Here is an 11,512-nt window from a genome sequence, read left to right as displayed (position 1 = left end):
TCCCGACAATCTGTTCTTCGGTGAAACGTGATTTACGCATCGTCTGTTCTCCTCGTTGCTTCGAACGTTACGAGAACAAACTCTCCTTTTGAATGGCCCAGTTCCTTGGGGGCAGGTCACCACGACAAGGATGGGCGAACGGTCTTTGCGGCGCCTCCTGATCATTGGCGCCAACAGCGTCATCATCAAACGCCATGTCCATGCTGCGGCCCGGCCGGGAACTTGGCTGGGCGGGATGCTGACGCGCAAGCCGCCGATGCTGGTGCGGGTCGCGCTGGCGAACAAGATGGCGCGGATCGTCTGGGCTCTGATGGCCCGGGGTGGCGTCTACAAGGCTCCGGCTACGGCGGCGTAAGCCGTCCGTCAGTCGCGAGGAGGTCGGAGCGTAAGAGGGCAAGGAGCAGCTTGGCGCAATAGTCGTGAGACAGGCATTGCCAAGTTGTTGAGCGTTGGCTGCGCTGATGACGGTTCGCGTTGTTTATGCGGCCATCTCGATGGCATAGTCGGCCCATAAGCCAAACGCATCTGCGCGGGCGTGGCGATAGGAGGCGGCGGTGAGGCGGTAGCGACGTGGTTTGAAGATGGTGTTGATCTGATCATGGGTGGCAAGGAAGCGCTGTGCTTGCCTTTGCGACTTGAATCGGCCCATAACTTTCTCTCGCCGCCGGGTCGGCCGGTGGCTGCCTTCAATCCGATTGTTCAGGCCCTTGTGCGCGCGATGATCTGCGTTCGGTGTCAGGTTACGGATCGGTTTGATGTAACTACGGAGCTTATCGGTAATGACGACCCTTGGCTGGCCAAATTGTGCGATCAGTTTTGTCAGAAAGCGCTTGGCAGCTTTGGCGTTGCGGCGTGTCTGAACCAGAATATCAAGGGTGTCACCGTTTGCATCGACAGCTCGCCAGAGCCAGTGCTTCACGCCATTGATCGGGATCACGACCTCGTCGAGGTGCCACTTGTCGTTCGGACGTGGTCGATCCCGACGGATGCAGCCCGCAAAATGCGCGCCGAAACGATTGACCCAAAGGCGGATCGCTTCACGGCTGACAATGACGCTACGTTCCGCCAGCAGATCCTCGACATCGGCCGTGCTGAGCGCAAAACGATGGTAGGCCCAAACAGCATAGGCAACGATCTCCCGCGGATATCGAAAGCCTTTCAGGCGCGGCATGGACGACGGTATCTTCATGCCCAATATCCTACGCAAGTCAGCCGTCGCAAACAACTTGGCAATGCCTGTTCAGGGTATCCAGCAGGTCCTGAGTGGACCGCCCCCACCGAGAAAGTTCGCTGACCAGGATGGCGTCGATTTGTCGTGCCTGCGCCAGGTCGAGTACCCGGTTGCGCGCAACGCGATTGTCGGACGCGCCAGAGGCTTTTTCCTTGAACACTCCCACCACGTCATACCCGCCGCGCTCGGCGAACGCGGTGAGCTCCGTGACCTGCCGCTCGCAGGACTGGTCGGACGTGGAAACCCGGGCATAGATAGCGGCGCGCTGTCCCATTTGAACCCCCTTTGAATCGGGCCTTGCAAGTCGTTGGTTTTGCTGGTGCGGGAATTGTCCTGAACAGACTAATGACTAACAAGGACAAACTCGTATGCCAAGACGCTCTATCCTGACCGCGCGCCAGCGCGCGGCGCTGTTCGATCTGCACTTTCCCCGCCGTCTCGACGCCGACTATTTCCGCCAGTTGACCGCCGAGCGCGTTGTCACCCGGTTTGAGAAGGGCCGCCCGATCCGCTCCTGGCAACCCAAACGCGACGGCGAACGCAACGAGGCGCTGGACACCTTCGTCTACGCCCACGCCGCCCTGCACGGGCTGATCAGCATGGGGATGCAGCTCAACGAGACGGCGGAGGGGATGATGAGCAGTGCGACAGCCCGGGTGAGCGAGGCGAAAGGGGTGGTTCCATCACCATGGATGAGTGCCAGTCCAAGATGACAAAACCGGACGAAAGCGGCACTAGTAGTCTGTTCGGTGTTTTGAGAGACCCACCAGACGACCCTCGTAGCGAGCATGTGCCCCTTCCGGGGGGAGAATCAGATGGGTGCTTGGGCAAAAAGTCGTCATCGTCTCGGCGGACTTAACAGGAGCTAACGAACGGCATTCTCGATCCCATCCTGCACGCCGCGTAGTAGAATGCTTCGCAGCCAAGGTGTTGATGATGTGCGCAAGATACTCTAAGGAAAAGTTCAGGTCAGGAGCTACCCATGTCACTGCTTTCAAAGTTCAGAACCCTAGTGCATCGCTATGTTGTACAGCCTTCTATGATGTTTTTGTACCGTCGGGTGTATGGCATGGACATAGGCCGAGAAGTTCGTATCTCGATGGGGGCACGAATTGACAAGACAAATCCCAAAGGAGTCCACATCGGGGATTTCACGGCCATTACCTCAGGAGCGGCTATTCTGACACATGATTTCGTCAATCGTTTACACACCGACGTGTATATCGGTCGAAACTGCTTCATTGGATATGGTGCAATCGTGCTGCCAGGCGTGCGAATCGGGGATTCCGTCATTGTAACAGGAAATTCGGTCGTCGGTCGCGATGTGCCTTCCAACAGCATAGTCATGGGAAATCCTGCGCGTGTTGTGGAGAGCAATATTACAACGGGACCATGGGGCATCCGCCTCGATAAAGGCAATATCGTGCCAATTCGGCATTGAGGGCAATAGATGAACAAACTTGAAGACGATATCCGCAGGGTTTTTGCAGAGGTTTGGGCACTTGAGAAGGGATCCGAAGCCCCGGCTTTGATGCCCAACACCATCCTACTCGAAACAGGCCTCGACAGCCTTGGCTTTGCCATTTTCGTATCCTCACTAGACGAAGCCCTGGGTTATGACCCATTTACGCTGTCGGAAGACGCGTTCTATCCGCAAACCTTCGCTGAGTTTGTCGCCTTTTATGAGCGCTATCGGCCCAATACATGACGTCATTTGCACAGCAAATAGCATTCGGGGGATCTAATCCGATAGTGACGAGCGATGACGGGCGCATTCTTGATGGCCTTTCTTTGCGAAATATTGGTGTAGCGCAGGGTGTCAAGCCGAATTCACGCATTGCATTGAAGCTGGACGATCCGCTGGATATCGTGAGCGCGCTGGCCGCGCTGGATGGGCAGGTCGAGGCCATTCTGCTGCTTTCGCACGCCTTGGCACCAGAGACCGCACAGATTCTGGCGCGGACTGCAGGCTGCTCGTTATTCGTGTCGGACATGATGCCGGAGCCGGAAGGCGGAATCGCGGTTAAAAGGCTTGAGGCCGTGCTAGGATCGCACCGCCGCGAGATTCCGCTGCTAACCGAATGGCTGATGACCACCTCCGGTACCACTGGCATCCCGAAGATAGTGCCTCATACGCTCAGGTCTCTGACGCGCAGTGTCTACCGATTTGGTACCAGCACCGATCAGGCTTCGACCCCCGTCTGGGGGATGCTATACGATGCGACACGTTTTGCCGGACTTCAGGTGGTCCTGCAGGCGCTGATAGGTGGCGGCCGACTTGCTGTGATCGACACAACCATGCCGTTGGCCGATCAAGTGTCAGCCCTAGCCGATCACGGCTGCACCCACCTGTCGGCGACCCCCACCTTGTGGCGACGGCTCATGATGGTGCCGGCACATGGCAGGCTGTCCTTGCGGCAGGTCACGCTTGGCGGAGAGATCGCTGATCAGCCGACCCTGAACGCGGTGCGGGCAGCTTTTCCTGCAGCGCGGCTGTCGCATATCTACGCCTCGACTGAGGCAGGGGTCGGGTTTTCCGTGACGGATGGGCTGGCAGGGTTTCCGCTGACCTACCTCGACAAGGCCCCCGGCAATGTCCGTCTCAAGATCGAGGAGGGGGTCCTGTGGCTGCTCCCGCCTGTGACAGGACTTGTGCCCAGTCTGCCTGGCATCGAAGTCGATGATGCGGGTTTTGTCCGGTCGGGCGACAGGGTGCTGGTCGAGGGAGAAAGGGTAACCTTCCTTGGCCGGGAGAACGGGTTGATAAACATCGGCGGCGTCAAGGTCTACCCTGAAGCTGTCGAGGCAGTGGTCAAGACGGTGCCTGGCGTGGCTTTGGTCAAAGTCTCTGCCAAACGCAGTCCAGTAACCGGGGCGCTTGTGGTGGCAGAAGTGCAGCTGGACACGGAGGCGGATCCAGATGCGACGCGGCGAATGATCCAGGACACCTGCCGCGCCCGGCTGGACCGCGAAGCAGTGCCCGCCATCATCCGCTTTGTTGCAGGATTTACGACGAATGCCGCGGGCAAGCTGGTACGAACAGGGGGATGACATGGTAAAAACGGTACTGGTCACTGGGGTATCGCGTGGACTCGGTCTTGCAACGGTGGCCCGTCTTCTTGCAGACCCCGAACCCTATCACGTGATCGGACTTAGCCGAAGCTTCAGTCCTGCCTATAAGACCTTGGTGGAAGAGTCTGGCGGGCGCGCAGAATTCCTGTCGTTCGACGTGAGCGATCTGGGGGCTATCCCGCAGATGGTCACTGATCTTGTGACAAAACACGGGAGTTTCTGGGGACTTGTGAACAATGCGGGCATCGGCATGGACGGCGTGCTTGCAACCATGCACCGCACCGACATCGAAAAGGTTCTGGCCGTCAATCTTACCGCTCCGCTGATCCTGACCAAGTATGTGTCGCGCGGAATGCTGTCTGCGCGACAGGGCCGCATCGTCAACATATCGTCGATCATCGCTTCCACAGGGTTTCATGGCCTTGCCGCCTATGCTGCCTCGAAGGCCGGGCTGGAAGGTATGACACGCTCGCTGTCGCGCGAACTTGGCAAGCGCAGTATCACCGTGAACTGCGTGGCCCCCGGCTACATGGAAACCGAGATGACCAAGGGGATCGACGTGCACCAGATGGCCTCGATCCGCCGCCGCGCTACGCTCGGCCTTGCCGAACCCGCCGACGCGGCAGGAGCTGTGGCCTATCTGCTGAGCCCCGAGGCCGCCCGCATCACGGGAACGGTTCTGACGGTGGACGGCGGAAGCACGGCATAAGGATAATAGGGGCATGCCCACGTCCTTTGCCACAATCATCGTGACCCGCAACCGGCCTACAGCGCTTGCGCTGTCGCTGCCCCTGCACTTGGCGCAGTCCCGTCTACCCGAGCGGGTGCTGGTTATCGACAGTTCTGATGATCCAAGTGAAAATCGCAAATTGGTCGAACGCCTTGCGGCCACGACATCAGTGCCGCTGGAACATCAGGTATCCGTGCCGGGAATATCACTGCAGCGCAATATTGGCCTTGCCCAGATCAGAAGCGACGTCGTTTTCTTTCCGGATGACGACAGTCTTGTGCATCCAGATGCGCTTGCCCGAATGATGCTCATCTACGATATGGACAAGGATGGCCGGATCGGGGGCGTCTGCGCCGTCGAGACGGTATTGCCACCCTCAGGGGCGCTCGACGGCCAGGCTGCAAGCTACGAGAAACGGAAAGTGGACAGAATCCGAGCACGTGTAGCACCACTGCGCACACGGCTGGAGGACAGGCTGTTCCCTGACCCCATGAAGCTTGTGGCACAGCGCCTTCAGCAGCACTTGCCGCCCCCAGAAAGCTGGATTGCGGCAAATAATGCCGTCTGGGTCGAGTGGATGACGGGATTCCGGATGTCGTTCCGTACCTCGGTGATCAAGAAAGTTGGCTTCAACGAGAATCTCGGTCGCTATGCTCTCTATGAAGACATCGATGCGGGGTTGGGCGTTCTGGCCGGGGGCCACAGTCTTGTAGCTGCACGAGATGCACAGATTTATCATCACAAAGCCCCCGAGAACCGTACTGGGGGGGGGCAGATGGGTGTGATCAACATTCTGAACCGTGCCTATGTCGTTCTGCGCAGCGGGGTGGCAGATAGGAGCGTCAGGGCGTCTCTTGATCGCTACGCCCGGTTAAGGATTGCCCAGTTCGCCGTTGGGGCCAGAAACGACTATGGTCGGGATCGCCTTACCGGAGCCCGCGCCGCATATCGTGTCCTGCCTGACCTTTTAAGCTGTCCTCCCAAACTGCTGGACGAAGTGTACATCTCGCTTCGCCAGACGTGCCTGGACCTTTCAAAGTGACGTCGGAAAAGCCGACCGGAGTAAAATGATGGGAAACTGGGTCTTGGGCTTTGCGGGGCTGGCTATGCTCTACGCTGCCCTTGTCAGTCTGACGGTCCTGCTGTCTGCTAAGATACTGGGACGGTTCCCCGGTTGGCGGATACTGCCGCTGCTGTTCACGACACTCGTCTTTGTCTTCCTGACGCAGCACCCGTTTCCGCCTCTTGGTCGGTTGGACTGCCCCGTACCCACAGCGCAAGCGCAGCTTCGCCCATTCCAGTTCTGGACTACTTTCGCCCATCTTCACGATCAGGGTGCCGGAATTGCCGAATGGCTCCGCAACCGTACGGTGGCCGCGACAGTAATGAATTTCGTCGTATGTGCTGTGATCGGGTTAACGCTCGCGCGGCACACTACGCAGCTAAGCGTCGCGATGCTATTTGGGGTCGGGCTTACACTGACTGTCGAGTTGACCCAACTGACCGGTCTCTGGGGTCTCTATGCGTGCGCTTATCGCCAATTCAATGTCGACGATATCATTTTGAATGCTCTCGGAGTTGTTGTTGGCTTCCTCGTTGGTCGGGTCTCGTCGAAAGGGCGGCACCTTACATCCGAGCGAAAAGAAAAAGCGCAAGCAGACTAATCATCAAAATGCCTATCCACTCCTAAAAGCACTGGTGCCCTTCATGAGCACCGAGATACTCTGGCGGGCACATCAAGAAAGGTCTTGCCTCGTTTCTTGCTCGAAAGGTGGTCCTCAGGTAATCCGCCGCCGGCGGGTGTGCCCTCCCGATATGCCCCGTGGCTTGCCCCAGCACTGTCATATGATACTGCCTTTGAATGCAAGCGCTCCATCGCATGTTGGACCGATCTGGCCCACGTTACTCTGACACTGCCGATGGCGAGCGATGTTTGGAGGTGGGTGTTTCCGACCTTTCCCGGACTGTCCCAACGGCTCTGATACCCCGAAGGCACCGGAAATGAGACAATCCGCACCATGCGGACGCTCCTTTATCGCCTTTTCAGCTTCACGCGCACGCGCGGCTTTGACGCTGCGGGCGGCGGTCGGCGTTGGGAGGGCCAGCGTACCGTCGATGAACTGAATACCGCGATCCTCGCAGGCGCGACCACGGCGGCGCGGCGGGCGGGATGGTACTCGCGCAACAACCCTTGGGTTGCGGCGGCGGTCGACAGCCTGGTGGGCAATGTCGTCGGCGCGGGCATCAAGCCGCAATCCACCCATCGCGACCGGGCAGTGCGTGAACGGCTGCAGGTGCTGTGGCTGCGCTGGACCGATCATGCCGATCCCAGTGGGCTGGCTGATTTCTACGGGCTGCAGGCGATGGCCGTGCGGGCGATGGTTGAGGGCGGCGAGAGTTTCGCGCGGCTGCGTGTGGTGCCTGATGCCATGTTTGTTCCCCTGCACATCGACCTGCTGGACCGGGATCAGGTGCCGCTGGACCTGCACCGCGACATCGGTGGTGGCGCACGCGTCCGGGCGGGGATCGAGTTCAACGGCGCTGGGCAGCGCACGGCATATTGGGTGATGCGCGACCGGCCCGGCGATCCGCTGACCTCCCTGCGGCTGGAACCGCTGCGCTTGCCCGCCACCGATTGCCTGCATTTGTTCAAGCCGCTGGCGGCTGGCCAGCTGCGCGGGATCACCTGGCTTGCCCCGGTGCTGCTGCGGATCCTCGTCACCTTACTGGAGGCGAACAGCGGCAACGGCCCGACGCTGTCGGACACTAAGGCGCTGTTCCATGTCGATCACGGCAACAAGGCGGCGAGCGGCGCTGTGATTTCCGATGCCACGCTTTCCGCCGCCCGGCTGGCGCTGCGCACCCAGAAAGGTATCGACGGGCGCATCATCCGGGTGACGCCGAAGAACCTGCTGGTCCCGCCCGCGCTGGAAACGGTGGCCGAGAAGTGGCTTGCCACCATCGCGCCCGCAACCGCCGCCGATGTGAACCCCTTCTCGGGTGCCATGTCGCTGGTGGTCGAACCACGCCTGTCCAGCGCAACCCGCTGGTATGTCACTGCAGATCCCGGCGAGATCAACGGCCTCGAGTTCGCCTACCTCTCGGGCAACGAAGGGCCACAGGTGGAAAGCCGGTCAGGGTGGGATGTTGATGGCGTGGAAATCCGGGTGATCCTGGACTTCGGTGCAGGCTTCATCGACCACCGCGGCTGGTTCCAGAACGTAGGCGCGTAATGGCCGACCTCGCCCAACTCACCGCCTGGCGCGACGCCCTGATGGCCGCCCGCTATCGGGGCATCCGCACCGTCGAATACGACGGCAAGCGGGTGACCTACGCCACCGACGCAGAAATGGCGGCGGCGCTGGGCGACCTCAACCGGCAGATCACCGGCACTACGGCGCGCATCGCCGTGGTCCGTATCCAATCCTCGAAAGGGCTTTGACCATGAAGAACCACATTCAGAAAGGCGACGTCATCACCGTGCCCGCGCCCGCAGGCGGCATGGCCTCTGGCGAGGGCGCAATCATTGGCAACATCTTCGGCATTGCCGCCTATGCGGCCGCTGTGGGCGAACCAGTAGAGTTGGCCACCATCGGCGTCTATCAGCTGCCAAAAGCAACCGCTGCGGTTCTGACGGTCGGCGCCCGCGTGGCGTGGGACAACACGGCCAAGAACATCAACGTGCCGGGCACTGGGCGTTTCCTCGTGGGCATCGCGACTGAGGCCGCCGGGAACGGCATCACCAGCGTGGCTGTGCGGCTGGATGGCGTGGGGACCGTGGCAGCATGATGGAGCGAGATATCCGCGCCGTCCTGGATGGTCTCACCCTGTTGGTCGCGGACACGAAAGGGGCGAGCCAGCTTGACGCGATGCGCAACTATGCAGCCATCATGGCCCTGTGCGCCGATCTCCGGAGGTCGGCAGACGAGTATGACGGCACGCGGAACATCACCATGGTCATCAGTGAACTAGAGAACCATATGGCGGCGGCTGCCGGGCTGTTCCCGACTTGGGACTTGCCGCCGGATCAACACCGCGTGGGCGCGCATGCTGCCATCAGCAAGCTGGCCATGGGCACGTGCTTTGGCCAGCAGTCCAGAATCTGATTTGGCGAAAGGAACGTCTCGCGAACATCCAGCCATTTCCATGTCGCATGGGTGTTGCACGGAAGAAATCGGAACGGCTGCAAGCCTTTGGAATCGCGAAGAAACGTGTTGTTCTGTGTTGCAAATGCAAAAAGCGCCCCGTGGGGCGCCCTATGTCGGCGTAAGCCATTGATATATTGTCAGAAATTCTGGTTGCGGGGGCGCACAACCAACGATACTTGCGATTGGTCGAGCAGCAAATCCCGAAGCTTGCTGCATAGCGTAACATACTGTTCTATTTGGAACAACTGAGTTGTCGACCGTCCCCGCTACAGATTTTCACGCGATCTGGTTTGCTGCCGCCATTTGCTGATGCGTGCAACTGGCCTTTCCCGAATGCGCGTCAGTCTGCTGCCGTGCCACTTGCACCACAGGCCACGTGTCGATACATAGAATAAAAATCGACACGTAATCCCGGCCTGTCGATGACATCGACACGTCAGTTCTGCATGTCGATCAAAAGCCAGGTAATCGACATGACCTTCCACCCGAACCGACCGTTCAACGACCTCCCTGTCCTGCCGCCGGCACAGGATATCGAGACCAAAGCCGTGCTGAAGGCGTGCATCGAGGCACGGGCCGCTCTGGCGGAGTTGCGGGTCTCCGGGCGGATCATCCCCAACCAGGCAGTGCTGATCAACTCCATCCCCCTGCTCGAAGCCCAGGCGAGTTCCGAGATCGAAAACATCGTCACCACCACCGACCGGCTGTTCCGATTTGCCAATGACACGGGCGGTCAGGCGGACCCGGCGACCAAGGAAGCATTGCGCTATCGCACGGCCCTGAACCGCGGCTTCGGGATGCTGCAGCAGCGCCCGCTCTCGACAGCCATCGCAGTTGAAGTCTGCCGCACCATCAAGGGTGTCGAACTCGACATCCGCGACACGCCCGGCACCGCCTTGATGAACGACGCCACCGGAACCGTGATCTACACTCCGCCGGAAGGCGAAGACCTGCTGCGCACCAAGCTTGCCAACTGGGAACGCTATATCCACGAGGCCAAAAACACCGACCCGCTGATCCGCCTCGCGGTGATGCATTATCAGTTCGAGGCCATCCACCCCTTCGTCGACGGCAACGGCCGCACCGGGCGGGTGCTGAATCTGCTCTATCTGGTGGACAAGGGGCTGCTGGATATCCCTGTCCTCTATCTCAGCCGGCACATCATTCAGAACAAGGCGCTCTACTATAGGTATCTGCTGGAGGTCACCACACAGGAGGCCTGGGAACAGTGGCTGCTGTTCATGCTGGAAGCGGTCAGGGCGACAGCCCAATGGACGACGATGAGGATCCAGGCGATCCGCGACCTGCTGGAGCAGACCGCCGCGCGGATGCGCCAGAACCTGCCCAAGATCTATTCCCGTGAACTGGCCGAACTGATCTTCGTGAACCCGTATTGCCGGATCAGCGATCTCGTCGACTCCGGGGTAGCCAAACGCCAGACAGCGGCAGTCTACCTCAAGACGATGGTCTCTGAAGGACTGCTGGAGGAGGTGAAGGTCGGGCGCGAGAACCTCTACATCAATCCCGACCTGCTGGCACTTCTGTCGGAACGAGGTCAGGCAGAGGCCTGACCAGGTGGGCCGCACCGGGAGATTCACACCAACCGCCCCTCCAAACTGGAAATCAAGCGGCTGGAATTTGGGAGCCATTTGCCCCGATCTCCGTGCAGACAACGGACCGCTGATCGAGGTTTCGTCCTTCAAAGCCGCGGTCTCGCGACAGGCAGTTTTCAGGCTCACCTGCCAAGTGGGCACAATCTCAGTTGCACCACAGCGATATCATTAAGTTTTACCCTACCCTAGAATACGGATAAGCATTCTTAATGTATGTGTTGAGAAATTGCCCTTTCGATGGTGCGGCCATGAGTTGCTCGTGGAGACCGGCGGGTACGTTGAAATATTGGTATATCGAGCCATTTGTGAACTCGACCTCCAGTGTTTCACTTCCGGGATCATAGCCTATCGACGCAATGTTGCTCGAGGAGACGAGGTCTCGAATCATAGGTTCTCCTATTGTTCATCTTCGTTGATGGGAGTCCGAGTAATTGTCATATCGCGTACAACGGCCGTGGTTCGTTGCGCGCGCCAGGATGCCACCATGCGATCATAGCCTTCCGCTACACGACGGGTCCGCCAGGCTGCGCTGACTTCGGGGTCCGAACTGCGGGGCAGTCGATCTGCCGGTGGAAGCGATACGCGGCAACGGACAGGCCCTCCATTTCGGGAGCGTCGATGTTGAATATCCGAACAGCTTCGGACTGCTGTCCCATACCCAGCCGGATCGAGTCACCGTCCCAGACGCGGATTTCCGCCGGTTCGCAGGAAGCCGTGC

15 protein-coding genes and 2 pseudogenes are annotated in these 11,512 nt (G+C 59.6%); 13 read left to right on the top strand and 4 right to left on the bottom strand.

Features of this window, described 5'->3' with window-relative positions:
- Nucleotides 1–121 precede the first annotated feature (121 nt).
- Nucleotides 122–355: pseudogene (locus WCZ84_RS12290) on the top strand (IS110 family transposase); the annotation flags it as partial.
- A gap of 123 nt (nucleotides 356–478) precedes the next feature.
- On the opposite strand, the gene WCZ84_RS12285 reads toward WCZ84_RS12290, so the two are convergent.
- Complete coding sequence (locus WCZ84_RS12285) at nucleotides 479–1,189, bottom strand: IS6 family transposase (protein ID WP_372686567.1); 711 nt, start codon at nucleotides 1,187–1,189, stop codon at nucleotides 479–481.
- A gap of 19 nt (nucleotides 1,190–1,208) precedes the next feature.
- Nucleotides 1,209–1,505 carry a recombinase family protein gene (locus WCZ84_RS12280; protein WP_372686566.1) on the bottom strand — a complete coding sequence of 99 codons (297 nt, stop codon included), beginning with the start codon at nucleotides 1,503–1,505 and terminating at the stop codon, nucleotides 1,209–1,211.
- A 94-nt stretch (nucleotides 1,506–1,599) separates the two neighbouring features.
- Here WCZ84_RS12280 and WCZ84_RS12275 point away from each other — a divergent pair, with 94 nt between their 5' ends.
- The 12 genes from WCZ84_RS12275 to fic all read left to right on the top strand — a co-directional run bounded on the left by WCZ84_RS12275 (nucleotide 1,600) and on the right by fic (nucleotide 10,752).
- A complete protein-coding gene (locus tag WCZ84_RS12275) occupies nucleotides 1,600–1,944 on the top strand; it encodes a terminase gpA endonuclease subunit (protein WP_372686565.1) in 345 nt (114 codons plus the stop codon).
- A gap of 269 nt (nucleotides 1,945–2,213) precedes the next feature.
- Nucleotides 2,214–2,672: a DapH/DapD/GlmU-related protein gene (locus WCZ84_RS12270; protein ID WP_372686564.1), complete on the top strand. Its 459-nt coding sequence runs from the start codon at nucleotides 2,214–2,216 to the stop codon at nucleotides 2,670–2,672.
- A gap of 9 nt (nucleotides 2,673–2,681) precedes the next feature.
- Nucleotides 2,682–2,939 (top strand): acyl carrier protein, encoded by a 258-nt coding sequence (locus WCZ84_RS12265; RefSeq protein WP_372686563.1) that lies wholly within the window; start codon nucleotides 2,682–2,684, stop codon nucleotides 2,937–2,939.
- A complete protein-coding gene (locus WCZ84_RS12260) occupies nucleotides 2,936–4,282 on the top strand; it encodes a fatty acid--CoA ligase family protein (protein WP_372686562.1) in 1,347 nt (448 codons plus the stop codon). The genes WCZ84_RS12265 and WCZ84_RS12260 overlap by 4 nt, the downstream gene beginning before the upstream one ends.
- Before the next feature lies 1 nt (nucleotide 4,283).
- Nucleotides 4,284–5,012 (top strand): SDR family NAD(P)-dependent oxidoreductase, encoded by a 729-nt coding sequence (locus tag WCZ84_RS12255; RefSeq protein ID WP_372686561.1) that lies wholly within the window; start codon nucleotides 4,284–4,286, stop codon nucleotides 5,010–5,012.
- Nucleotides 5,013–5,025: 13 nt separating this feature from the next.
- Complete coding sequence (locus WCZ84_RS12250) at nucleotides 5,026–6,075, top strand: glycosyltransferase family 2 protein (RefSeq protein ID WP_372686560.1); 1,050 nt, start codon at nucleotides 5,026–5,028, stop codon at nucleotides 6,073–6,075.
- Between the two features lie 25 nt (nucleotides 6,076–6,100).
- Nucleotides 6,101–6,697 (top strand): VanZ family protein, encoded by a 597-nt coding sequence (locus WCZ84_RS12245; protein WP_372686559.1) that lies wholly within the window; start codon nucleotides 6,101–6,103, stop codon nucleotides 6,695–6,697.
- A gap of 354 nt (nucleotides 6,698–7,051) precedes the next feature.
- On the top strand, nucleotides 7,052–8,266 hold the full coding sequence (locus tag WCZ84_RS12240; RefSeq protein WP_372686558.1) for a phage portal protein: 1,215 nt from the start codon (nucleotides 7,052–7,054) through the stop codon (nucleotides 8,264–8,266).
- On the top strand, nucleotides 8,266–8,475 hold the full coding sequence (locus WCZ84_RS12235) for a phage head-tail joining protein (RefSeq protein ID WP_372686557.1): 210 nt from the start codon (nucleotides 8,266–8,268) through the stop codon (nucleotides 8,473–8,475). Before WCZ84_RS12240 ends, WCZ84_RS12235 begins: the two co-directional genes overlap by 1 nt.
- Before the next feature lie 2 nt (nucleotides 8,476–8,477).
- Nucleotides 8,478–8,822, top strand: a complete 345-nt coding sequence (locus WCZ84_RS12230) for a DUF2190 family protein (protein WP_372686568.1) — start codon at nucleotides 8,478–8,480, stop codon at nucleotides 8,820–8,822.
- Nucleotides 8,819–9,139 carry a hypothetical protein gene (locus WCZ84_RS12225; protein WP_372686556.1) on the top strand — a complete coding sequence of 107 codons (321 nt, stop codon included), beginning with the start codon at nucleotides 8,819–8,821 and terminating at the stop codon, nucleotides 9,137–9,139. Before WCZ84_RS12230 ends, WCZ84_RS12225 begins: the two co-directional genes overlap by 4 nt.
- 488 nt (nucleotides 9,140–9,627) lie before the next feature.
- Nucleotides 9,628–10,752 carry a protein adenylyltransferase Fic gene (fic, locus tag WCZ84_RS12220; RefSeq protein ID WP_372686555.1) on the top strand — a complete coding sequence of 375 codons (1,125 nt, stop codon included), beginning with the start codon at nucleotides 9,628–9,630 and terminating at the stop codon, nucleotides 10,750–10,752.
- Between the two features lie 217 nt (nucleotides 10,753–10,969).
- Here fic and WCZ84_RS12215 read toward each other — a convergent pair whose 3' ends face one another.
- Complete coding sequence (locus WCZ84_RS12215) at nucleotides 10,970–11,182, bottom strand: KTSC domain-containing protein (protein ID WP_372686554.1); 213 nt, start codon at nucleotides 11,180–11,182, stop codon at nucleotides 10,970–10,972.
- A gap of 115 nt (nucleotides 11,183–11,297) precedes the next feature.
- Nucleotides 11,298–11,512: pseudogene (locus tag WCZ84_RS12210) on the bottom strand (hypothetical protein); the annotation flags it as partial.

Source organism: Castellaniella sp. (assembly GCF_041675725.1).
GTDB lineage: Bacteria > Pseudomonadota > Gammaproteobacteria > Burkholderiales > Burkholderiaceae_B > Castellaniella.
The sequence above is the reverse complement of the archived record's forward strand: the minus strand, read 5'-3'. Positions and strand labels throughout refer to the sequence as shown.

Bases quoted from the DNA above. Each gene is read 5' to 3' on its own strand.
- WCZ84_RS12285 (WP_372686567.1), bottom strand. From the start codon at position 1,189: ATGAAGATACCGTCGTCCATGCCGCGCCTGAAAGGCTTTCGATATCCG.
- WCZ84_RS12280 (WP_372686566.1), bottom strand. From the start codon at position 1,505: ATGGGACAGCGCGCCGCTATCTATGCCCGGGTTTCCACGTCCGACCAG.
- WCZ84_RS12275 (WP_372686565.1), top strand. From the start codon at position 1,600: ATGCCAAGACGCTCTATCCTGACCGCGCGCCAGCGCGCGGCGCTGTTC.
- WCZ84_RS12270 (WP_372686564.1), top strand. From the start codon at position 2,214: ATGTCACTGCTTTCAAAGTTCAGAACCCTAGTGCATCGCTATGTTGTA.
- WCZ84_RS12265 (WP_372686563.1), top strand. From the start codon at position 2,682: ATGAACAAACTTGAAGACGATATCCGCAGGGTTTTTGCAGAGGTTTGG.
- WCZ84_RS12260 (WP_372686562.1), top strand. From the start codon at position 2,936: ATGACGTCATTTGCACAGCAAATAGCATTCGGGGGATCTAATCCGATA.
- WCZ84_RS12255 (WP_372686561.1), top strand. From the start codon at position 4,284: ATGGTAAAAACGGTACTGGTCACTGGGGTATCGCGTGGACTCGGTCTT.
- WCZ84_RS12250 (WP_372686560.1), top strand. From the start codon at position 5,026: ATGCCCACGTCCTTTGCCACAATCATCGTGACCCGCAACCGGCCTACA.
- WCZ84_RS12245 (WP_372686559.1), top strand. From the start codon at position 6,101: ATGATGGGAAACTGGGTCTTGGGCTTTGCGGGGCTGGCTATGCTCTAC.
- WCZ84_RS12240 (WP_372686558.1), top strand. From the start codon at position 7,052: ATGCGGACGCTCCTTTATCGCCTTTTCAGCTTCACGCGCACGCGCGGC.
- WCZ84_RS12235 (WP_372686557.1), top strand. From the start codon at position 8,266: ATGGCCGACCTCGCCCAACTCACCGCCTGGCGCGACGCCCTGATGGCC.
- WCZ84_RS12230 (WP_372686568.1), top strand. From the start codon at position 8,478: ATGAAGAACCACATTCAGAAAGGCGACGTCATCACCGTGCCCGCGCCC.
- WCZ84_RS12225 (WP_372686556.1), top strand. From the start codon at position 8,819: ATGATGGAGCGAGATATCCGCGCCGTCCTGGATGGTCTCACCCTGTTG.
- fic (WP_372686555.1), top strand. From the start codon at position 9,628: ATGTCGATCAAAAGCCAGGTAATCGACATGACCTTCCACCCGAACCGA.
- WCZ84_RS12215 (WP_372686554.1), bottom strand. From the start codon at position 11,182: ATGATTCGAGACCTCGTCTCCTCGAGCAACATTGCGTCGATAGGCTAT.